The organism is Arthrobacter sp. QXT-31 (assembly GCF_001969265.1).
Taxonomy (GTDB): Bacteria; Actinomycetota; Actinomycetes; order Actinomycetales; family Micrococcaceae; genus Arthrobacter.
The window spans coordinates 4,268,563-4,289,496 of the sequence record NZ_CP019304.1 but is presented as its reverse complement, the minus strand read 5'-3'; the positions used below and the strand labels follow the sequence as shown (position 1 = coordinate 4,289,496).

Genomic DNA, 20,934 nt, shown 5'->3' with positions numbered 1-20,934 from the left:
CGCAACCGCGGTTTGCCCATTTCCGGCATCCTCTGCCGGCAATAACAAGAAAAGGAGCCATCAATGGCTAGCAACGAAGAGATCCTGGCCGGACTGGCTGAAATCGTCAACGAAGAGACCGGCCTGGCCCCCGAAGCCGTCGAGCTGGACAAGTCCTTCACCGAGGACCTGGACATCGACTCCATCTCCATGATGACCATCGTCGTCAACGCCGAAGAGAAGTTCGGCGTCCGCATCCCCGACGAAGAGGTCAAGAACCTCAAGACCGTCGGCGACGCCGTCGACTTCATCTCCAGCGCCCAGGCGTAAGTAAGACCCCAGCCAGTATTTTGGCTCCAGCCTGCGCAGGGACCAACCTTTGCAGGCTGAACCCGGCTGGCCGGTCCGGACCCGCGTTTTCCGGACCGGCCAGCCGATGCACCACCCTAAATTTTTTGCAGACTTCCTCCGCACGCCACCCACTCCGGCCTCCGGCCAGCAGCACAGGACACGGCAGGCGCACCGACAGAGAGTGATCCCATGACACGCAAAGTAGTCATTACAGGTCTGGGTGCCACCACGCCCATCGGCGGCGATGTACCCACGATGTGGCAGAACGCGCTGAAGGGGGTTTCCGGAGCCCGCACCCTTGAGGACGACTGGGTTTCAAAGTACGAACTGCCGGTCCACTTCGCCGCCCGGTGCTCCACTCCCGCCCTCGACGTCCTGACCCGCGTTGAAGCCAAGCGCATGGACCCGTCAACCCAGTTCGGCGTCATCGCCGCCCGCGAGGCATGGGCCGATGCAGGCATCACCGAAATCGACCACGACCGGCTGGCTGTCGCCTTCGCCACCGGCATCGGCGGCGTGTGGACCCTGCTGGATGCGTGGGACACGCTGAAGGAGAAGGGCCCCCGCCGCGTCCTGCCCATGACGGTCCCGATGCTCATGCCCAACGGCGTGGCCGCAGCTGTCAGCCTGGACCTGGGTGCCCGCGCGGGTGCGCACACCCCCGTGTCGGCCTGCGCGTCCGGCACCGAGGCCATGCACCTCGGACTGGACCTGATCCGCTCCGGCAAGGCCGACGTCGTCATGTGCGGTGGCGCCGAAGCCGCCATCCACCCGATGCCGCTGGCGGCGTTCTCCTCGATGCAGGCCCTCTCCCGCCGCAACGACGATCCCGAGCATGCCTCACGCCCCTACGACCTGGACCGCGACGGCTTCGTCATGGGCGAGGGCGCCGGCGCACTGGTACTGGAAGCCGAGGAGCACGCCATCGCACGCGGCGCCCGGATCTACGGCGAACTGGCCGGCACGTCCGTGACCGCCGACGCGTACCACATCACGGCACCGGACCCCGAAGGCCTGGGCGCCACCCGCGCACTCAAGGCAGCCATGTTCGACGGCCGCATCCAGGCAGAGGACGTGGTCCACGTCAACGCACACGCCACGTCGACGCCCGTGGGTGACAAGCCGGAGTACACGGCGCTGAAGGCTGCCCTCGGCAACCACGTCGACAACGTGGCAGTCTCGGCCACCAAGTCCCAGATGGGCCACCTGCTCGGCGCTTCCGGCGCCGTCGAGGCCGTCCTCACGGTTCTGGCCGTCCACGAGCGCAAGGCTCCTGTCACGATCAACCTCGAGAACCAGGATCCGGAGATCCCGCTCGACGTCGTGACCTCCGCCCGCGATCTGCCCGCAGGCGACATTGTGGCGCTGAGCAACTCGTTCGGCTTCGGCGGCCACAACGCGGTCGTTGCCATCCGCAGCGTGTGATGCGGTTTGACCACTGAAGAAGCCCCCGCCGGTTGGCGGGGGCTTCTTCATTGCTATGGGGAATGCGGCCTCTGTCGCTGGCGGACAGCCCTGCGGGGATCGAACTTGCCCGTCAGCCGACCTGGTGCAGCCAGCGCACCGGCGCGCCTTCAGCGGCATGCCTGAAAGGTTCCAGTTCCTCGTCCCATGCCTCACCGAGGGCAAGCGACAGCTCATGGTAAACGGCGGAGGGATCGCCGGCGCCGGCCTCATAGGCGTAGCGGATCCGGTCCTCGGACACCATGATGTTGCCGTGCACGTCCGTGACGGCATGGAAAATTCCCAGCTCAGGCGTGTGGGACCAGCGTCCGCCGTCCACACCCTGGCTGGGTTCTTCGGTGACCTCGAAGCGCAGGTGCGCCCAGCCCCGGAGGGCAGACGCCAGCTGCGCACCTGTTCCCTGCGCACCGGTCCAGGACAGTTCCGAGCGGAACATGCCGGGCGCGGCGGGCTGAGCGGTCCACTCCAGATCCGTCCGCTTGTCCACGACGGATCCGATGGCCCACTCAACGTGAGGGCACAGTGCGGTAGGGGCTGAGTGAATAAACAGCACACCGCGGGTCATTGCAACAGACATTCCATCCTCCATAGCTGTAGGTACGTCTTCCCCAACGACCTGCATGGACGGGATATTTGCTGCTCCGGGCGCCGCGTGGTGCCGGATGATTCCTGCCAATCTATGAAGTTATCTGCCGGGCTGACAAGGGCGCATGAGACAGTGCTTCAAGCCCAACTTGAAAGTTGCCGAACTTGGATCTTATTGTGCCGTACGCCGTCTAATTACGCCAGTGCAATTCGGCGTGGTGTAGAAGACACGCTGTAGAAGACGCGCCGAAGAAAGGCGCTCAGGCGCGGGGGTGGGCCTGCTGGTAGCTCTTCCGCAGCCGGTCCACAGATACGTGGGTGTAGATCTGGGTGGTGGCCAGGCTGCTGTGGCCGAGGATTTCCTGGACGGCCCGAAGGTCCGCGCCTCCTTCGAGCAGGTGGGTGGCGGCGGTGTGCCGCAGGGCGTGCGGCCCCGTGGCGGCGGTATCCCCAAGCGCCTCGAACAGGTCCTTCACCACGCTGCGGACCTGCCGCTGGTCAACACGGCGGCCGCGCATGCCGAGGAACAGGGCGGGTCCGCTGTCCGGGGCCGCCAGTTTTCCCCGTCCGCGGCGGAGCCAGTCGTCGACGGCGACCGCAGCCGGCAGCCCGTAAGGCACCGTCCGTTCCTTGTTGCCTTTGCCGAGCACCCGCAGGGTCCGGCGGTCCGGGTCGAGGTCGTCGACGTCCAGGCCGGCCAGCTCGCCGACCCGGACGCCGGTGGCGTAAAGCAGCTCAACCATCGCCCGGTTCCGCAATGCCAGGGGATCACCATCCTGGGCTGCCTCGTTGAGGTCGGCCAGCAGCCGGGCGAGCTGTTGCTGCTGCAGCACGCCCGGCAGTGAGCCATCGCGTTTGGGGGCCTGCAGCCGAAGGGCGGGATCGGTTTCAATGAGTTCTTCCCGCAGCGCCCAGGCGGTGAAGGAGCGCGCCGTGGCCGCGCGGCGTGCCAGTGTGGAACGGGACGCGCCGGCCTCGCTCTGGCTGCCCAGCCAGCGCCGCAGCGTTCCGAGTTCGAGATCCGCAGGATCGGTGACCCCTTCACTGGCCGCGTAGCCCAGGAGGCTGGAGACGTCCGCCACGTATGCGCGGACCGTGTGTTCGGACCGCGCCCGTTCGCCCGTCAGGTACCTGCCGAAGCCCGTGACCGCCTGGGCGAGGGCTGCCGGCAATTCCTGTTTCTCCACTCCCCCACTGTCCCAGCATTCGGCGCAGAATCAGGGAACGGCACGCTGCCAGCTCTAGGTCGATTGCTTGGTGCGCTTCCATCCGCCTTTCTCGGAGACGGCCAGTCCAAGCAGCGCCAGCCTGCCGAGACCCGCGCGCACGGATTCAGCACCCAGGCCGGCCACGGTGCAGAGTTTTTCGACCGAACTGGCGGACCGCAGCGGGAGGGCGTCCAGCAGGATCAGGTCCTCGAGCGTCAGGCCATCGTGCTCGGCCGCCTGGCCGCTCCTTTCGTCAGGCAGGGACTGGCCGCTGGGCGAGGCGAGCTCGGCGACTTCCCCGGCGTCCGTGACGCAGACGGCGCCGCCGTCACGCAGGAGCCGGTGGCAGCCTGCGGAGTTGGCGCTGTGCACCGAGCCCGGAACCGCTCCCACAGCGCGGCCCAAAGTTTCCGCGTGATGGGCGGTGTTCAGGGCACCCGACCGCCATCTGGCTTCCACGACGACGGTGACGGATGCAAGAGCGGCGATCAGCCGGTTCCGCTGGAGGAAGCGGTAGCGCGTCGGCGCAGAGCCGGGCGGCACCTCTGCGAGAACGGCACCCTGGTTTGCCACGGCGCGCAGGAGATCCTCGTTGCCCGAGGGGTAGAAGCGGTCCACGCCGCCCGCCATCACGGCGATGGTCGGCATCGCATCCGATCCGCCGGCGAGGGCGGCCCGGTGCGCGTGGGCGTCGATCCCGTAGGCGCCGCCCGACACCACCGTGAATCCCCGCTGCGCCAGCGAGTAGGCAAGATCGCCGGTCACCGACGCACCGTAACTGGTGCTGTCCCGCGAGCCCACCAGGGCGACCGCCTTCGAGGCCGGGGGAAGTTCGAGCTCGACACCCCGCCACCAGAGGCAGATCGGCTGGTGCAGGCCAAGATCGTCAAGCTGCCGTGGCCACAGCCCGTCCGAAGGTATGATCATCCGGCCGCCCAGGCGCTGCATGGTAGCCAGGTCACGCTCAGGAGCGAGGTCGGGAATCCTGGGTGCCCAGCGCCGCAGTGCGGCACCAAGGCCAGCCCACGGGTTCACCGAACTGTGCTCGGCCAGCAGCACCGTAATGTCCTGTTCCAGCCCCGGTCCGTAACCGACCTGGCCGGTGGCTATTCTCAGGGCGTCCTCCGCTCCGGCGACGTGCACCAGGGCCAGGCCCGCGGCGTCCTGCGGCTCCATCAGCCTGGACAGCGCGGCTCGGGCCAGTCTCTCGTTGTGCATGTTGATCCCTTTCACGCCGCTGCCGAGGCGGTCTGGCGGAGGCTCAGGGCCTGTCCGATGTCGTTCCCGTCGGGCTGTTCCCTGCCGCCGAGGTCGGCCAGGGTCCACGCGAGCCGGAGCACGCGGTCATAGCCCCGGGCCGTGAGCACGCCCCGTTCCAGCGCCTGGTCCAGAATCCGGGTGGTGGCCGACGCCAGTCTCAGCTCGCCGCGCAGAATCCGGCCGGGCACCTGGGAATTGGTTTCCAGGCCCAGGGGCTGCAGCCGCTGCAGCTGGCTTTCCCGGGCGGCGTGGACGCGGGCACCGACCGTTGCGCTGTCTTCCGCTCCCCCGGACTGGCCGAAGTCTGTCAGCGACACGCGGTCCACCTGCAGCTGGATGTCCACGCGGTCCAGGAGCGGCCCGGACATCCGCGACATGTAGCGGCGCCGCATGAAGGGGGTGCAGGTGCATTCAATGCCCTTCCCCGCGGCCTTGCCGCAAGGGCAGGGGTTGGCCGCCAGCACAAGCTGGAACCGGGCCGGGTAGGCTGCTGCGCCCGCAGAGCGGTGGATGACCAGCTCGCCGCTTTCAAGGGGCTGCCGGAGCGCGTCCAGGACCCTGCGTTCGTATTCCGGTGCCTCATCGAGGAACAGGATTCCGCGGTGCGCACGTGATGCTGCGCCGGGACGCGGCAGCCCTGACCCGCCGCCGATGATCGCCGCTGCTGTCGCCGTGTGGTGGGGATTTTCGAAGGGCGGCCGCCGGACCAGCTGCACGCCGGATGTCGGGAGCTGGCACAGGGAGTGGATCGCCGTCACCTATGCAGGACCCCGGCGTCGTGTCCGGTGTGCCACTCGGACCCGTCAGGGCCGGGGGTTACACCGCACGCGGGGAGGAGGTGACCGGGTGTGGAGTAGAGGTGGTGGACGGTGCAGGGGGCAGAAGCAGCTGGCATGTCCCCATTATCGGACACTGCGCCGTTTTGTGCCGAGCCGGCAGCGGACCAGGATCAGTCCGTTCCGGACGTTGTCGGAGCCCTTTTATAACTTGGTGCCCAGGGGATCGAAAAACAGGACCAATGGTGATTCCCGGGAGCGAGGCGGCCGGCCGTAGCCGCCATCTTTGTGGGTCGCCTATTCGAATATGTGTTCTAAGGTTGTGTTATGTCCTCCGAAGAGTTCGCCGCTGCACTGCAAGCGCAGTATGCGCGGCGGGCCGGCCCGATCGGGCTGACCGTGGAAGAGCTCGGCTTCGAACACTTCCCGGCCAAGAACGGGTATCCCGGAATCCCCGTCAAGGCATGGATCCGGTTCCCGAACTGCGCAGAACTGGTGGACGGCGAGGTCTTCGCCTGGACAGCGAAAGCGGTCGAAGCGACATGGAAGGACGGGCCGGTGACGTACCGGACCTGGGTGTGGAGTTCGGCGGTTACCCGCCGGGAAGAATTGATGAACAGGAACCTTGGAGAGCGGACCCGTGGCAGCAACAGCATCAAATAGCAAACCTCTGGACACTCCGGTGGAGGTCCGCTTCACCGCGAAGGGGGTTCCCCTGGCCGTCAGGCATGACGGCAGGATCTGGGCTGTGGCCGCGGAACCTGTGCACTGGTTCACCCGCGCCGACTGGTGGAACACCATCAAGCGGGCACCGGTGGGCTGCGGCGACCCGATCAGCGTCGAACACTGGCAGGTCCAGGTCCGGTTGACGTCCACTTCGGCGCTGCGAACCTTCGAGCTGCGCCGCGACCCTTTGTCCGAGCAGTGGCTGCTGGCCGGGATCAGCGACACCGGGACTGCCGCAGCCTGAGCCCGCTCCATCTCGTCGACTCATCCCCAAGTGTGACGATTCGACTCGTATCAGATTCGATTCGATTGATCCTTTGACTCATTAGTTGATAGAGTGCCGATAGGCATTCAAAGCACAGCTATCTGAGGCAGGCAGTCATGGCAGGACAGGTCACCACCGCTGAACGCGGTGTGGCTTCGTCTGCCTATGCCTCCCCGCGCAGGCCAGTGCAGGTCCCGGCGGCAGCTGCAGCCGCGATCGCCGTCCGCCCGATCCCGGTGGAGGCCATCCAGGCCGGAGCCGCCGTGGCGGCCTCGGTGGCCATCCGGCGGGCGGAGGCAGCTGAGGCAGCCAAGCCCGCGCGCTTGGGTCGCCGTCGGGCCGCTTAGTCCCCGAGAGTCAGCTCCAGGACTGGCGTGAGCCCTTGACCCCGTGCTTGTTGCGGCGGTGGCTGGGCAGCCCGGGCAAAGGGAATTCCTCGCCGCACTCAGGACACGGCACTGGCTGCGGGTGCGCGTAGTTCATGTGGTGGCGCAGGTTGTTCCGGTAGCGGAACGTTCGGGGTTCTTCGCACTTGGGGCACTGGTAGCTGCCGTTCGAGGGCATGAGCGAGTACCCGCCCCCCCGGCGCGGCTCCTGGTCGTCCGCTTCGCCGAGATACCAGAAGCCGATCCGGCTCAGGTTCGTGCCCTGGGAGCCGAACATCCCCTTGACCGACCCGCGCTTTCCGTCGTCGGCGTAGACCACGACCTTGCGGAGGAAAGCCCTGATGATGGACTTCTGCTCCGTCTCGGAGAGCTCGAGGAACTCGGCCCCGCTGATGTCGGGGATCGCCCTCGGTCGCCCCTCGGTCTTCTCCGAGATCCGCATCTCGATTTGACCCTTGAGGGCCTCCTCCTCACCGATGCGGTTCAGCAGTGCCGACATCGCGCTGGCCGGCGCGGTGTTGATCTGGGCCCGCAGGATCAGAATGGAGTCCCCCAGGGCATCAGCCTGTTCGTGGAGCTCGGACAGCTCCGAGCTCATGCTCCCGGCCGCGGCCTGGTTCAGCCTCTCGGTCTGCAGCTCCATCACTTCGGGGCTGTCGAGCGATCCTGCGACGACGTCGCGGATGAAGCCCTCCAGTGCTTCCCTGTTGATTGCAGCGCCGGGGCAGTCAGCGCCGCGCATCCGTCCGTTGCACACGTACGTTCCCGACTCACCCATCGACCTGTTGCTGGTCATCTTGGTGCCGCAGCCCGCGCAGTAGACGAGGCCGACCAGGGGAAGGCCTCCGGCGCAGGCCCGGGTCCGCTTGAGTGGCTGGGGCTTCATCAGCAGGCGCAGGGTTTCCCACTCGGCCTCCGTGCAGACCGCCTCATGACTCTTGACCGGACGCCCATCCTTGTCGATGACGATCGTGCGCGTATCGCGGAAGTCCGGACCTGGGCCGACGCTGCGTCCATCGGCCTTGGCCGTGAGGGAGTTGTATCCGGCCAGGAGCGGATGGCGCAGTAGCGAGGCGACGGCGCGGTATTGGAACGGCCGGCCCTCGCGGTTGGTCAGGCCCTGCTGGTTGAGCTCCCGGACGATCTCGGCGACGGAGAGTCCGTCGAGCCGCCAGTCGACGATCCGGCGCACCGTCCGGCTCTCCTTCGGGTGCAGCTTCAGCGTCTTCACGCCGTCGGCATTGCGCTGTTCGGGCAGCACCCAGCCGTAGGGTGGCGGGCCGTTCCACCCACCCTTCTGGCGGATGTTCTCGGCGGTGCGCTTGAGCCGCTTGCTCGTGGTCGCCGCTTCGGTCTCGGCCAGGCCGCCGAGGACGGAGATCAGCAGGATGGTGTCGGGCGACCGTGGGGCGAACACCCGGTCGTGGGTGTAGATCGTCACGTTATGGCGGTTACAGGTGTCGACGATGCGGGCGGTGTCCATCAGCCGCCGCGCCAGCCGGTCGAGGTCCCGGACGTAGAGCACCTTGACGTCACCCTCGGCAAGAACCTTCTCCAGGCGGTCGCGCTCGGGGCGGTTCCGGTCGCGGTACGCGCTTACGACCTCTTCGAAGATGTCATGCTTAGCGACCGTGTGGTGATGTTTGCGGCTCTCCGCCATGATCCACGAGCGCTGGTCGACGAGCGACGCGTTGCCCTCGGCGGGGTCTTTGGATCTGCGGATATAAGCAACGGCTCGCACCCGTCAAGCATACATTTCTAAGGGTGGTGACCCCCTTGGTCTGTGTATCGGTGTGATGATGGCCTCGCGCAAGTGCTGCATTCCGCAAAGCTCGGCTTGGCCGACCACGTGGGTTGGACTCGTCAGCCGGCCAAAATATCGCGAAGCGTAGAGCCTGCGCCTCGGAACATGGAAATATCCTTGTCCCTAACTCTCAGCGAGTTTCATCGTTCCTTTGCAGGTCGGGTACCCGGTGCAGCCGAAGAACCGGCCGTAGCGCCCTTTGCGTTCCCTCATCGTGTGTTTCTTGCATTTCGGGCAGACCACTGGGGTGATATCGTCGCCTGTCGCGGATCGGATCTTGACGACACGATCTCCGACCAACTCGAGGAGGAACGCTGATTCCCTACCGGCGCGCGTGACCAGGAGCGCTGAGCGCTTGGCACGGGTCAGTGCGACGTAGAACAGGCGTCGTTCTTCTGCGTGTGGGTAGGAGTCGGGGGCGGCCATGGCCAGTTGCAGGAGAGCATCATCCTCGACAATGCTGGGGAATCCGTTCCTCTCAAGGCCGAGCACAACGACGTAGTCTGCCTCCTTTCCTTTTGAGGCGTGCACGGTGTTGAACTCGATGGTCAGGTTGGCGTATCTGGCTTCCAGCGCCGAGATGACATCGTCCTTGGACCGGGAGTACCGGCCGAGCAGCAGCACAGTGGCCGGCTCAGTGAGCTCTGAGTCAAGGGTTGTCAGGTGCTGCCGAACGACCGATCCGTAGTGGCTGCGCTCCCGTACACTGACGGCGCACACCGTCTCGTCAGTCTCCGGCGCTGAAGATCGGACGTTCTTGGAGATTTGATTGGGGTTCTTCATCACGAACCCACCGGCGACATCGCACAGGGACTGCGGGGACCGGAAGGTGCGGTCCAGCCAGATGGTGGACGCTGTCCCGAACCAATTATCGAAGCGGGTCATCACACTGAGGTCTGAGCCCGCGAACCTGTTGATGGACTGCCAGTCGTCGCCGACCGCGTACAGGTAGTTTCCAGGAGTCTTCATCAGCGCCCTCACCAGCGCCGCACGGGCAGCGCTGGTGTCCTGCATCTCGTCGACCATGACGAGCCGGTAAGGGCTCATCCACCGGCCGGACTCTACGTGATCGGTGGCGAGATTCAGCATGTCCTCGAAATCGATCTGGCCCGCAGCGCGGAGCTGGCTGTCCCATTCGGCGAGGACGACGCCGTACAGGCGAGTGAAGAGCCTGGCCCGCAAAGTCCGGCCGGCCCGCTCCGCCAGCAGATCAGGGGTGAGGCGGTTGCCCTTCGCGTGTGACATGAAGGACCGCGTCAGCGCCAGCATCGCCTGGTCGCTGATCGGTGGCTCCCCGGCTGCTTCCCGGTAAGGGTCTTCCTTTAGCTGGATTCCGTGCCGGCGCAGCTCCTGCTCGAGGTGCTCGAACCCGGACCCGTCCCGGATGGTCGCCGAAGTTGTCTCGATCAGTCGAGTGCCGTAACGGACGTGAGTGTGACGCCGCCACTGCATACTCTCGGCATACCCGTCAAAGTGGGGCGGCGGGGTGCCGTCGAGACCGAGCGCCCAGTGCTCATGCCACACATCGATGTCCGGGTAGTAGAAGTCAGGCTGGTACTGCCGGTGGTGTGCGTCCGCGACGTCGTACGCGTAGGGACGTTCGTATTGGTAGCGGACACCGTTCAGGAAGAGCCAGTTTGCGATCATCACCTCTTCCTGGCTCTTGACGATCTCCCCTGCGAGAGTACCGAAGCCGCTGGTACCTGTGTTCCTGTCCGACTTCTCAGGATCGGCTTCACCACCGAGATCCGGAAGCTGCCGGCCGAAAACGAGCCGGAAGAGGTCCCAGTCCCGCCGGAAGGCCTGGTCCTGGTCGCGGAGGACATCCACGATCCTCGCGAGCCGCCCGATCCCGTTGTCCGCGGTCAGGTCATCGGGAAGGGACGGCTTGCGGTCAGTGGCCTCGCCGATGATACGCAGCCCGAAGGCATGGAACGTGCTCGACGCCACGCCGGCACCATCATTGCCGAGGCGGGACACGAGACGGTCCGAGAGTTCGCCGGCTGCCTTTTTGTTGAAAGCAAGAGCAAGAATCTCGGTCGGCTCTGCGATGCCGCGCTGGATCGCGTAACCGGCGCGCGCCACCATCGTCGAGGTCTTCCCCGAGCCCGCGGCCGCGATAACGCGGACCCTGTTGTCGAAGCAGACCGTCGCCCTCGTCTGCTCTTCCGTCAACGGCGACTTCTCGACCGTGCGGAAGAAGTCCGCCAACTCATTTTTCTCCCACTCCAGGAATGCTTCATTCCGCTGGACAGTCCACGCAGATAAGTCAGTGGTACGGCAAGCGTCGACCGCTTCACGCTGGTCCTCGCGTTTGTCCTTGGGAAGCCCAGAGAGCCTCGGATCGCTGTCGGCAGCCAACCACGCTGCGACATCTGGACGAGAGCCCTCGAGTGCGGCGATCGTGTCCTGGTCCGCCCACCGGGGTCGGTTCATCACCTCTTGCACCCGGGACCACCACAGGCGCGCCGTCTCGCCCTGCTCCTCAGCCTTTGAGAGCAGGGCGGCGAGATGCCGTCGCTCATCGAGCTCGGAGTGGTACGCCGCGGCGACCTCACGCACTGCGCGACGAGACAGCCCATTGAGCACCGTCTCCGTCCCGTGGACGAGAGTGACGATGAGCTGCCCTGAGCCTGCATCGACTGCGAGTCCGAGGACGTCGATGACATCAGCGTCCACCTCCTGGGGGATTCCGCAGACGCGCAGGCGGCCCTCACGGATCGACAGCACCCATGACCCGGCACCTCTGAACGCGCGTGCCCACCAACCCGGCCTCCACTCCGTCATGCTTCCCCCGACTCACACATGTTCAAAAGGAGACCACTGCCCTCTTTCCACGGTATCAGCGAGGAATTGTGTGTCGTCGAGTGCGTTCCCGGGTTCGTGCTGATCTGCAGCCTACAGGCAACACGACCAAACCGAGCGGGACGGGGGCAATCCTTCGCACCAGGTCTCTTCCCGCCGGGCCCGTCTCCACCAGACATGGTTTCGGCCGCTGTCAAGGCAGGGAGTTTCTCGGCTTAGGGTTGTCGTTGAACCATTGGGGTCAGATCATATGACCATGGGGAGAATCCTGGACGGCGCAGCCGATGATGTCCGACGTCGACTTGAGGCTCTGGGTGTGCCTCCTGCGATTGCTATCGCTATGGGACAGGTAGCCTACTTGCCTCGTAACAGCAGGATCCCCGGTATTCCCCAACCGATAGTTGGAAGAGCAGAAGCGGCCTGGTTGATCAGCAAGTACGAGGAGCAACTCAAGAACGACCAGGATCCCTTCGCCAGGGCAGCTCTCGTCCAGGAGATGTGTGATCGGGTATTCGGCGCGGCCGGCGGCGCTGTATTCGATGCTGGGTATCCGGCAGGAACAGCGGAGCGCGAAGTAAAAGCGATGGCGGAAGGAGCGGACCGCTACTTCGAGACAGTCGACCTGTCCTTCCTCGGGGATCGAGTAATGCTCCCTGCTACCTACGTATCTGGGGAAGGGGCAGAAGAGCGGCGATGGGATGGCTGGATCATTACAAAGGACGGTGTAACCGGATTCTTCGAGGAAAGCGACCTCTTGGCGGATGACCCTGCCGAAGGGAGCCCCATACTTGCTCAGCTTGGAGAACTCAACGCCTGCTCCATATTGATGCCCGCCTCGTCCGCTCCGGCGCTCAGCCATATCGACTATCAAGGGCCTTCGAACAATCTCATTGCCTCGCTCCGGTTCCGTGACGGCAATCGAATGCGCATCGCGGTCTGGCTGGAAGGGCTCCCACCAAACCTCTACGGCGAGGCGATGGAGGGTATATCCGAGCTACTTCGGATTATTGATAAAGCCCTGACTCCCAGCCTGGACAATACGTCAACGGACCACATACCGCTGCGCCCGGAGCCCAAACATATCCAGGATTCAAGGCCTGCCGTCCGAATACCTGACCTTGCGGATGCGCGGTCTCTGCCAGCCTTTGACGCTGCCATGGAAGAGCTGTCGTTTAGGTACTTTGAAAACGGCAACAACCCCCGGATGCTGTGGCCGCTTATGGAGCAGTACCTTCAACCCATGCTCTACCGGTACTCCTTGAGGACCTACATGACCAATGACGAAGTGGATGGTCAATGGCTCATTGAGAAGTACATTTCATACGCGGGACAAAGCCTGTGCTTGCTTCAACACAGTAATCATCACCAGCAGCAGGGTGATCTGGGCGCATCCGAACACGCGGCCCTAAAGGACTTCATCCTCGACTCCACACAGGAGATGTACGGTCTGGTCGTTTGTGCCATTCAGAATGCGGGCAGAGAACGACCGATTTCCTTTGACGGGTCGCCACTGGAGTGGAACCGCGAGCTTCTCGCATACCTAACAGCGAAGCTTAATGAAATTGTGTCGGCCCAGGACCCCAACGATCCGATTCGTTTGGCGCAGCAAATGATGAAAGGCGATGGAGCTCTATAGTCAGCAGACCTTGGCCGGCTACGAACTTGGCGCGGGCGCTGGCCCGCTATGCGACCAGGTTCCTCGTGGCATCGCTGACACTGGCGGGATTCAGGTGATTCCGAGTTTGCCGGATCGCCCGCCCTTGATGCCATGGTCCTTGCCGTAGCGCCACAGGATGGCGTCGATGATGCGCAGTTCGGAAATGGGTGTCTGGACCATAGAAAGCTTGTGAATGCGCCCCAATCGTCCAGCAAGGTCGGGGTCTTCCATGAAGAGGTTGTGCCAATTCAGCCATTGGCCTTCAGAGGTGTCTTTGCCCACGACTGCCCCAATTACTTTGTCCCAGATGGGGATGAGATGCGGTCGCTTCCTCGCCATGATCTTGCTGGCTGTGGTGGCCCCGACATCCCAGCGCGTTTTGGGTGTGCGTCTCAGCTCCTGCCAGAGCAGCCATGAGGGGCTGCCCTCCCCGAGAGTGGCTTCTGCTTCCGCGACCGTGAGGTCGCTCATCTTCACGTCGGTGGGTATATCAGCCAGGAGATCCCGTATATTCGCCGCCAACAGCTTCTCCTGCAGTCCGATGATGGCCTGGGCCGGCACTTTGACGCTGAGCATGGACACGGCGACAGCGTCGCTGTCGGTGATCCTGTCCCTCACCTCCGGGTTGTCGCCGCGGTTCGCCCATTCATCAAAGTAACTGCCGGTACTGAGCAGCCCCGTCTTTGTGGACGGTTCAAGGTAGTAGCGCCGGAGCAGTTCGGCTGCGGCTTCGACGTTCTCTTCTTTCAGGATGGCTGGTAGTTCCATGAATCCCCCTATGGCTTCAATGCGCGGACTATGACCCTGACTGACCCTGCGACGTCGCTGGGTGGTCAGTCTGTATGGCGAACCTCAATCCCGGGGTGGTTCTCCATGACCCAAGCGGCCATCCGACGGTTCCGTGCCGAGATGAACTCCAGCGTGGCCTCCCGGTACGTTACGTACTCGTCTTTTGTGGCCGGCATCCCGGAACGCTTGAAGTTGTCGAAGGGCAGGTAGAACCGAACCTCTTCGTAGTCGGGTGTCACGAGGTCTTGAAAGTGGAAGAACTCCACAAACTCCTTGAACCCGTCGAAGAGCGCAAAGAAGTCCGCGTACGCGTTGATGACATCGGCCAGAGGGCTCTCCGGTTCTCCTGCGTAATGACGCCGGATGCACTCCAGGGTCAGATCCATCCGGTCGGCGATGAGCGACCTGAACCCCCGGGCCTGGTTCATCGTGGGTCGGTCCTTCTTCCTGACGGGCCAGATCATCGCGCTGCCGATGGTGTACGGCGGATTCAGGTAGCGGGACCGCTCGTCCTCGTTCAGCGAGGCGATGGCGTTCGCCAGAGACGCCGTACGTGACCGGGGTGGGCTGTATGAGCTCGTGATGGCGTCACTGCCGTACCAATGCCTCGTCTCGGAGGGGGCAGTGAAGATGAGGTAGCCGTCCCCACGCTTCGGCGGCGCGGTCGGTTCGAAGACGACGCCGGGTCGCAGCTCCTTGGTCCACAGCAGCTCGTGGTCCGCCCGGAGATTCGGACTGCCACTGTCCGGGTCAGTCCCTGGAGGGGTGTCGGTCGTGTAATTGAACGAAGTATCGAAGACGCGCGGCTGTTGCTGCTGCGGGTATTCCGGATCACTCAAGTTTCCCCCAAAGACCAGAGTTATAAGACGCACGAACCGGTGGTTGGGTCCACAAATGTCGCGGCCATCGGCTCTGTCCCAGACTAGGTGTCACTTCCTGATATTGAAACCCCAAGTGGCCGACTGACTCTCGGCAATGCCCATGTTCCCTGGGGTTCTGATTGTGTGCCCATGCAGCCGCTTTTTTATGGAATTCTTCCCGTGTCCTGTACGTTGCAGGATCGGTAATCCCCATCAACAGAGAAGAGATGCACCTCCGTGGCAACCGATTACGATGAACTGCGCACCGACGTCAAGGAATCCCAGGAAAACTCCTTGGAGGCCCTGAAGTCCGCCAAAGCCCCGGATGCGAAATCCGTGGTTCAGGAGCTCGACGAGGCTGACGCCCTGGACGGCCTGACCCCTGGCGGGGAGTTCATTGCCGAAGAGCTGGTCGTCCAGGTCATCCCGCAGGCTGACGATGAGTTCACCTGCTGGTCCTGCTTCCTGGTCCGCCACCGTTCGCAGAAGGCGAGCGAGAACGACGGCCATGCCTACTGCGTCGAGTGTGTTGGCTGAGCGGTTTTGGCCGGCTGTCCCGGAGCATATCTGGGACAGCATCCGCGAAGAATTCACCCTGCCGACAGCGGCAGACCTGGAGACGCATTTCCAATCCCTCGGCGACCCGGAGGCCATGCGCCGGGCAGTTCGGGTATTCATCGGCGAGGGAACCTTCTGCCCGGGCTTCCAGCTCAAAGATGGGCTCTTCCACCAACCTGTGTTGCGTCTCTTTGATCAGGCGATGAGCCTGAAGATTCCCCACAACGTGTTCGCCGCCTGGATGGTCAGCCCACTGCCGGCAGAATCCCGTTCCCGGCCAGTAGACATACTGGGCAGCATGACGCTGCTCCAGAGCTCCTTGGTCGCCTTTGGTGACAGGTACCGGCCGGCCGAAAAGCGTAGCTAAGAGCTTGGCTCTGCCGTATCCCAAGCCAGATAAGTTTGCCGGGACAAGGCTGAGCGCTACGTCCTGAAGATTGGCTCATGTTCAACGTCGTCGTCCCAGAGCGGACTGGAACGTGGGCACCTGACTCAAGCAGGCTTGAATCGCGAGGCTAATGACTCACGCACCGCCGCTACATCAACGTCGCCGGCTGGCTCTTCTACAAGCACTTTGGCCAGCCGTTTCGGCCAGAGTACATGGACGCCATGGGTCGAGAATGCGCCTCCGATCAAGGGCCAGTCGGCTCCAACAAAGCACAGCGCCCCGGTGACCGGAACATCCCCGACGAGGTCTCGCACGACGTCGACCTGTTTGAGCACCCCATCGACCAGTTTCGTGCAATCACGTCGGCCGACGAGGAGCTTCTCGACGCGGGGGCGAAGGATGCCACCCTCGATCTTCAGTTCAGGCCGTCCCTTGTACCGTTTGGCGTCAATGACCCAGATTCGACCGGGAGTGATGGCAATGTGGTCGATGTTGGCCTTCGATCCGGGGATGCGTCGGTCGTGAAGGACGGCCAGGCCATCGGCGGCCAGGGCATCCAGCCGAGCGCCGAGGCGTTCCTCGCCAATCGCGCCTCGATCCCAGGCCTTGGTGCTTTGGCGTTCGTCAGAGACGGCGACTGCGATGCCGCCGAATGGACCCCACTTCCCGCGGAGCTTTTCCTCGTCTTTCGCTTTGCGACGCTCATACTCGCGTCGGGCTGACGACCCGGCTACTCCAGACTCATTGGCTGGCAACGCCTCACAAGCCGGTTCGAGGTCGTGGGACGTGGATTCGGCAGCCTCTGTGGGACACTCCAAGCAGCGGACGGTCTTTGTCTCGCTCTCATAGATCGCTTCCGTCCCGGCCGGAAGAGATGTACCGCACATCCTGCATCCTCCGGAGTACCGGAGCCTCATCTGCCTCATGAGGACGCGGGGTGGATCGCCGAAACGGACAGAGTCTGCAGGTAACTTACGACGGCTATTCCGCGGATACGCTTTGTCATAAGCTTCATCTTCACCCACAGCCAGGAACTGTGTTGGACCTGTCGCGCTTACGGCATGCCAAAGACCGCGCGAACTGCCACGCGACTTTAGTGAAAGTGTTGACCGCCGTGCTCCAGTGAGCTGCAAAAACCACGGGCGACATGCCGCTACGTCGTCGGCTGGCTGTCGGTATCCGGAAATTCACGGAGTGCGCCCGCTACGGCTCTGACCGCCACCGGGTCTTCCGTCCAATGTCGGCCTGTGCGCGTACAAGCGTGAACGTTTCTCACTTTCGAGGCCTTGGCAGCCTCAGCGAGTTCTGCCCACGCCACCCGCAGTTCCTCCTGGAGCTCCGGTGACGTGAACGCGTCCGGGACTGGGGTTGCCGCCCCAAGGGGACTCGTGCGTGCCGCGGTTACGGCTTTTCGCTGAAAAAGATTTCTAAGACCCATTTCCGTGTTCCCCCTTTTTCGCCCTAATCCAGAGTATCAATGCTTTCTCAACGCGTTCGGGACCTCCGCCGGGCAGCCGTCCGCCGATACTGCATTGGAGACATGCTCAATTATGGACATCATCCTGCTTGGAGAAGAAAGGGGCCTGCGGAAAGGCTGCGACACCCATTCGGAAGCCCGCTGAGCCAGCTTCGGCGACGACTACCTATTTCTCCTCGTCGAACCAGCGATATGTCGAAGAGACTTCATCCAGTGTTTTCAGTCGTCGGGTTCGTTCGGCGAGCATCCGTTCTGATGCAATCTGCACGATGTCGATAGGCCAGTTCTCAGGCTCGAAGAGTATTTCTTTTGCAAGCGGGAGGGTCATGCTTGCGAGGATGGCATCACTTGCCCAGCTGCCTGGCGGGAGGGCTTGACGGGCGTGCTTGAACGCAGCCAGTTTCAACTTTCTCTTGGTGTACGCGGCACCAACGGCCTCACGCCCGTCGGTGACTCCTGACCTAAGCAAGTCACCGAGTTTCGTTTCGAGCTCCGGACCCACTCGCTTCTTGGTTGCGTCAGAGCCGACGATTCTCACGAGCCAGAGCGCCCTCCCGGAAAGGTCTATTTGTTTTGTTCGCAGGGCCTCCTGGAGGGCGAGTGGGCGAACCCTGCGGGCTACCGCATCTCTGCGAAGGGTATGTTCCACAATTCTGTAGCGCTTCGGTGCAAGTGTCCCGACCATTTTGTCGATGATGTCCGAGAGCTCAATGAACACCTTGGCATGTGAACGCTCAAAAAGGGCCAAGATTGCAATCATGCGATCGCAAGGTCCTTTACTCGACTCCAAATGAGTCCGCCACCACTCAGAGTTCCCACGGTTTGCACGGTATGCGACTTCTGTTGCGACCGCCTCGGACAGGTCTCTGCTCGTGTTGCGCCCCATGGATTCAATCGCCGCGTTGTCAATGCTCTCCGGGATCGCCGACACGGCACGGCGCAAGACATAGCCGCCGCCCCAGACCTCGGCCAACACAAGAAGCCGCTCTTGCCAGTCGACGGGCGACGATGAATCGAAATTGTCAGGGAATGTCAAAGTAGCTCTCAGAATGCGCGAGCTAAAAGAGTCACTGTTGAGCCGGGCCGCACGCCCTCGAGAAAGCATGTCTTCAGCTTGAGGCGCACGGAGGATAGTCCCAGCTGCCGTAATCTCGGCGCATTCAATCAAGATCGTTAAGTCAGTTTTTCCCAAGTCAGATCTGGTGCTGCCTGCGGCCCCGTCGTTGAGTTCTCTCCTTGCTGCCTCGAGTATCTCCAAATCTCCGCCGTCGTATCGTCCCCGGGCGAGAAGATCTGTGTACCACTCAGAATCCTGGTCGACTTTGCTAATCAGGGAGCGTAGGTGGCTAACCTGCACACCACCAAGAGCGTTGAAGATTCCAAGGATCGACGCTGACCCGAACCAATCCGGGCTCAGGTCAAATTGGCTCCACCACCAGCTCGCAAGGTCATCCTCGGGTATTGCATGGCCCCGCAGGCAACTGGCGATTGCGTCGCGCCGCACACTGGATTCGTTTCCCTCGAGTCGCTCTTTCAAGTGGGCAACAGCTTGGGAACGGCCAGCCCGCTCCCCTAGTCTTAACGGTGCTCCGCCGCCGTCAAACAAACCATCCTCAGCGAGGAGTACCCCCGGGCCATCGAGCACCATGTTCACGGCGTCGCGGATTGTCGAGTCGGTGTGCCCCTCGTAAGTCCGATCATTGAGAATCGTGGCGGCCATTGAACGAATGATGGGCAGCGGCGATACGCGCTTGTCGACGACTCGGAAATTGTCTCGCAGCGCCCGGACTTCCCCGTCTGACAGCATGCCAATGAAGAAGCGGCAGACGTTAGCCCAATAAGGACGCTCCAAGAGCGCGTCTAGCCCGTCATCCCTGGAGTTGCCGTTTCCCTTGGGCGGAAGGTTCTGGAAAATGTACCAGGCGGCAAAGTACTCACGCAGGGACTGGACTTCAAACTCGAAAGCGTCATCCCGCTCGACCAGGCACAGGACTCGGCTTGTGATTGCGGAATATAGCGTCTCCGCAAGCTTCAATTCTTCGTTGCGCCCCGCGAGAAATTCCCGAAGGAGCGTGCGGAGCTGGTCGCGGCCGATCGCTCCCGAGCTCTCTCCTTGCTCCGCCTTCGTCTGGATATACCACGCCAGAAACGCGTGTGTGTTCTCCACAACACGTCTTTGATTACCGAGCAGCGGTTCTTTGTCTTCGGTCTGTTCACGGTCAAGGAACGTCTTCAGATACTCCCTATAGAGCTCTGTTCGCTGTTGCGGTAGGAGCTGTCTCCGGTGAAGCAAATGCAGTAGGATCGCCAGCTGCATCGGATACGAGGCGAGTTCGTTGATGTGAGGCAAGGATTGGTTGTCCATGAAGGCTGCTTGAAGCCTTTCAGATGACTCTTTCGAAAGTTTCGAAACCGCGACCCAGCGTTGAAGGTACTGAAGCCTCAAACCCTGGGTGAGCCGCTGCAAGAGTAGGACGGGAAATGACTTCGTTCCTGTCAGAGGCCGCAACGAGCTCCCTGGTCGTGTTGCTACCAGAATTACCAAGTTGGCGGCGATTGGGCTGAGACGGGCTTGAACTCCCGCGATCTCCTTAGTTACACGCTCTCGTAGTGGCAGGCTAGCCACTTCGTCCAGGCCGTCCAGGGCCAACAGGACCGGCTCCGTAGCCAGCAGCACGGCCAGGTCTCGCGCTTCGAACTTGTTGGCCCCGATGTGACGGCCGATGTCCTCAACGACATACTCCTCCAGGCTCCGCCAACCATCATTCACGCCGTCCCAGTGGCTGTCCCGGGATTTTCGACGTGATCGTTTCCCCTTATTAGGCCTCGACGGATTTGCTTCGGCCCATTGCGCGTATTTTCGTAAGTCCACCCGCACAGGAAAACGCGCCGGTGTGGCTGCTCTAACGAGATCCAGATCTCCGGCCGTATACGCATCTTCGCCGAGCCGGCGTGCACGATGGAACTGGCACACGTATTGGAGGACGGTCGACTTTCCCTGCCCGGGTCCACCGACGAGAACTGCGTTGCCAACCCAGTCGGGATGCAGAAGTGCCTGAGTGGCACCGGCAACCACGAAATCCGAGGGCATTTCGAGTTCCGCAGTGTCCCCGGGGTCTGCATCTGCTATCTGTGCCAGAAATTCGGTGACGGCAGTACCGTCCCGACGGCCCCCAATCGGCACATCAACAAACATGGAATCCACCGAAGGTCCATGAATGTCTACCTGTTGGAATTGGATAATATCTTCTGCGTGATAACGGTCCCCCAAATAGGCCCGAATTGCAGTCTGCAGTTCGCTGTGCCGCTTCTGCTGTCTCTCGTGATCTGACTTGATCTCGAGAAGCCAAGCAACCGTGAACCGAGACCCACCATCCTTATCGATCAGGGTGTGATGGGTCGGGCACAGCAACAGGAGGTTTTCATAACTGTCGACCTCCGCATATTCGGGGTCATACCTTGCGCCCCCAGGACTCTGCGCCCGAATATGCGCCTCCTCGCCGAGGACAGTGCTGCCATTGCCTATCTCCGGTGTTTCGATAAGTTCCTGCAAACATGCAGGGTAGGCGCACTGGTTGTGTGCGCGTGCCCACAGA

17 protein-coding genes and 1 pseudogene are annotated in these 20,934 nt (G+C 62.8%); 8 read left to right on the top strand and 10 right to left on the bottom strand.

Annotated features, from left to right (window positions below):
* Positions 1-63: 63 nt before the first annotated feature.
* Both BWQ92_RS19555 and fabF read left to right on the top strand, forming a co-directional pair.
* Positions 64-309, top strand: coding sequence for an acyl carrier protein (locus BWQ92_RS19555; protein ID WP_076802402.1), 246 nt, complete (start codon positions 64-66; stop codon positions 307-309).
* A 210-nt stretch (positions 310-519) separates the two neighbouring features.
* Positions 520-1,755 (top strand): beta-ketoacyl-ACP synthase II, encoded by a 1,236-nt coding sequence (fabF, locus tag BWQ92_RS19550; RefSeq protein WP_076802399.1) that lies wholly within the window; start codon positions 520-522, stop codon positions 1,753-1,755.
* Positions 1,756-1,867: 112 nt separating this feature from the next.
* On the opposite strand, the gene BWQ92_RS19545 is transcribed toward fabF, so the two are convergent.
* The 4 genes and pseudogenes from BWQ92_RS19545 to BWQ92_RS19530 form a co-directional block, all read right to left on the bottom strand.
* Positions 1,868-2,371 carry a DUF3145 domain-containing protein gene (locus tag BWQ92_RS19545; protein WP_076802397.1) on the bottom strand — a complete coding sequence of 168 codons (504 nt, stop codon included), beginning with the start codon at positions 2,369-2,371 and terminating at the stop codon, positions 1,868-1,870.
* Positions 2,372-2,639: 268 nt separating this feature from the next.
* The gene (locus BWQ92_RS19540; RefSeq protein WP_076802395.1) at positions 2,640-3,566 is read right to left on the bottom strand and encodes a tyrosine recombinase XerC; all 927 of its coding nucleotides are present in this window, start codon (positions 3,564-3,566) and stop codon (positions 2,640-2,642) included.
* A 54-nt stretch (positions 3,567-3,620) separates the two neighbouring features.
* Entirely contained in the window at positions 3,621-4,805 is a 1,185-nt protein-coding gene (gene dprA / locus BWQ92_RS19535) for a DNA-processing protein DprA (RefSeq protein WP_076803847.1), read from the bottom strand.
* An 11-nt stretch (positions 4,806-4,816) separates the two neighbouring features.
* Positions 4,817-5,605 (bottom strand): annotated as a pseudogene (locus BWQ92_RS19530) (ATP-binding protein); the annotation flags it as partial.
* A gap of 345 nt (positions 5,606-5,950) precedes the next feature.
* Here BWQ92_RS19530 and BWQ92_RS19525 point away from each other — a divergent pair.
* The 3 genes from BWQ92_RS19525 (at position 5,951) to BWQ92_RS19515 (ending at position 6,961) form a co-directional block, all read left to right on the top strand.
* Positions 5,951-6,286 carry a hypothetical protein gene (locus BWQ92_RS19525; RefSeq protein WP_076802392.1) on the top strand — a complete coding sequence of 112 codons (336 nt, stop codon included), beginning with the start codon at positions 5,951-5,953 and terminating at the stop codon, positions 6,284-6,286.
* Entirely contained in the window at positions 6,264-6,593 is a 330-nt protein-coding gene (locus tag BWQ92_RS19520) for a hypothetical protein (protein ID WP_442856735.1), read from the top strand. Before BWQ92_RS19525 ends, BWQ92_RS19520 begins: the two co-directional genes overlap by 23 nt.
* A 137-nt stretch (positions 6,594-6,730) precedes the next feature.
* Positions 6,731-6,961 (top strand): hypothetical protein, encoded by a 231-nt coding sequence (locus BWQ92_RS19515; RefSeq protein WP_076802387.1) that lies wholly within the window; start codon positions 6,731-6,733, stop codon positions 6,959-6,961.
* A 10-nt stretch (positions 6,962-6,971) separates the two neighbouring features.
* On the opposite strand, the gene BWQ92_RS19510 is transcribed toward BWQ92_RS19515, so the two are convergent.
* The gene (locus tag BWQ92_RS19510) at positions 6,972-8,741 is read right to left on the bottom strand and encodes a recombinase family protein (RefSeq protein ID WP_076802385.1); all 1,770 of its coding nucleotides are present in this window, start codon (positions 8,739-8,741) and stop codon (positions 6,972-6,974) included.
* A gap of 186 nt (positions 8,742-8,927) precedes the next feature.
* Entirely contained in the window at positions 8,928-11,534 is a 2,607-nt protein-coding gene (locus BWQ92_RS19505; RefSeq protein WP_172804312.1) for a UvrD-helicase domain-containing protein, read from the bottom strand.
* 499 nt (positions 11,535-12,033) lie between these two features.
* Between BWQ92_RS19505 and BWQ92_RS19500 the strand changes: the two genes are divergently transcribed.
* Positions 12,034-13,245: a hypothetical protein gene (locus BWQ92_RS19500; RefSeq protein ID WP_076802380.1), complete on the top strand. Its 1,212-nt coding sequence runs from the start codon at positions 12,034-12,036 to the stop codon at positions 13,243-13,245.
* Between the two features lie 90 nt (positions 13,246-13,335).
* On the opposite strand, the gene BWQ92_RS19495 is transcribed toward BWQ92_RS19500, so the two are convergent.
* Both BWQ92_RS19495 and BWQ92_RS19490 read right to left on the bottom strand, forming a co-directional pair.
* Positions 13,336-14,034 (bottom strand): DUF6308 family protein, encoded by a 699-nt coding sequence (locus BWQ92_RS19495; protein ID WP_076802378.1) that lies wholly within the window; start codon positions 14,032-14,034, stop codon positions 13,336-13,338.
* 65 nt (positions 14,035-14,099) lie between these two features.
* Positions 14,100-14,894, bottom strand: a complete 795-nt coding sequence (locus BWQ92_RS19490; RefSeq protein ID WP_076803846.1) for a DUF6994 family protein — start codon at positions 14,892-14,894, stop codon at positions 14,100-14,102.
* Between the two features lie 258 nt (positions 14,895-15,152).
* On the opposite strand from BWQ92_RS19490, the gene BWQ92_RS19485 reads away from it, so the two are divergent.
* Together BWQ92_RS19485 and BWQ92_RS19480 are read left to right on the top strand one after the other, a co-directional pair.
* Positions 15,153-15,452 carry a DUF4193 domain-containing protein gene (locus BWQ92_RS19485; protein WP_076802376.1) on the top strand — a complete coding sequence of 100 codons (300 nt, stop codon included), beginning with the start codon at positions 15,153-15,155 and terminating at the stop codon, positions 15,450-15,452.
* Entirely contained in the window at positions 15,424-15,840 is a 417-nt protein-coding gene (locus BWQ92_RS19480) for a hypothetical protein (RefSeq protein WP_076802374.1), read from the top strand. Before BWQ92_RS19485 ends, BWQ92_RS19480 begins: the two co-directional genes overlap by 29 nt.
* 125 nt (positions 15,841-15,965) lie before the next feature.
* On the opposite strand, the gene BWQ92_RS19475 is transcribed toward BWQ92_RS19480, so the two are convergent.
* Both BWQ92_RS19475 and BWQ92_RS19465 read right to left on the bottom strand, forming a co-directional pair.
* A complete protein-coding gene (locus BWQ92_RS19475) occupies positions 15,966-16,748 on the bottom strand; it encodes a nuclease-related domain-containing protein (protein ID WP_236783007.1) in 783 nt (260 codons plus the stop codon).
* Between the two features lie 756 nt (positions 16,749-17,504).
* The gene (locus BWQ92_RS19465; RefSeq protein WP_236783006.1) at positions 17,505-20,891 is read right to left on the bottom strand and encodes an HNH endonuclease; all 3,387 of its coding nucleotides are present in this window, start codon (positions 20,889-20,891) and stop codon (positions 17,505-17,507) included.
* Positions 20,892-20,934: the final 43 nt, after the last annotated feature.

What these genes read in the sequence shown, in the direction of transcription:
- BWQ92_RS19525 (WP_076802392.1), top strand. Translation starts at nt 5,951, where the DNA reads ATGTCCTCCGAAGAGTTCGCCGCTGCACTGCAAGCGCAGTATGCGCGG.
- dprA (WP_076803847.1), bottom strand. Translation starts at nt 4,805, where the DNA reads ATGCACAACGAGAGACTGGCCCGAGCCGCGCTGTCCAGGCTGATGGAG.
- BWQ92_RS19495 (WP_076802378.1), bottom strand. Translation starts at nt 14,034, where the DNA reads ATGGAACTACCAGCCATCCTGAAAGAAGAGAACGTCGAAGCCGCAGCC.
- BWQ92_RS19475 (WP_236783007.1), bottom strand. Translation starts at nt 16,748, where the DNA reads ATGTGCGGTACATCTCTTCCGGCCGGGACGGAAGCGATCTATGAGAGC.
- BWQ92_RS19515 (WP_076802387.1), top strand. Translation starts at nt 6,731, where the DNA reads ATGGCAGGACAGGTCACCACCGCTGAACGCGGTGTGGCTTCGTCTGCC.
- BWQ92_RS19555 (WP_076802402.1), top strand. Translation starts at nt 64, where the DNA reads ATGGCTAGCAACGAAGAGATCCTGGCCGGACTGGCTGAAATCGTCAAC.
- BWQ92_RS19480 (WP_076802374.1), top strand. Translation starts at nt 15,424, where the DNA reads ATGCCTACTGCGTCGAGTGTGTTGGCTGAGCGGTTTTGGCCGGCTGTC.
- BWQ92_RS19545 (WP_076802397.1), bottom strand. Translation starts at nt 2,371, where the DNA reads ATGTCTGTTGCAATGACCCGCGGTGTGCTGTTTATTCACTCAGCCCCT.
- fabF (WP_076802399.1), top strand. Translation starts at nt 520, where the DNA reads ATGACACGCAAAGTAGTCATTACAGGTCTGGGTGCCACCACGCCCATC.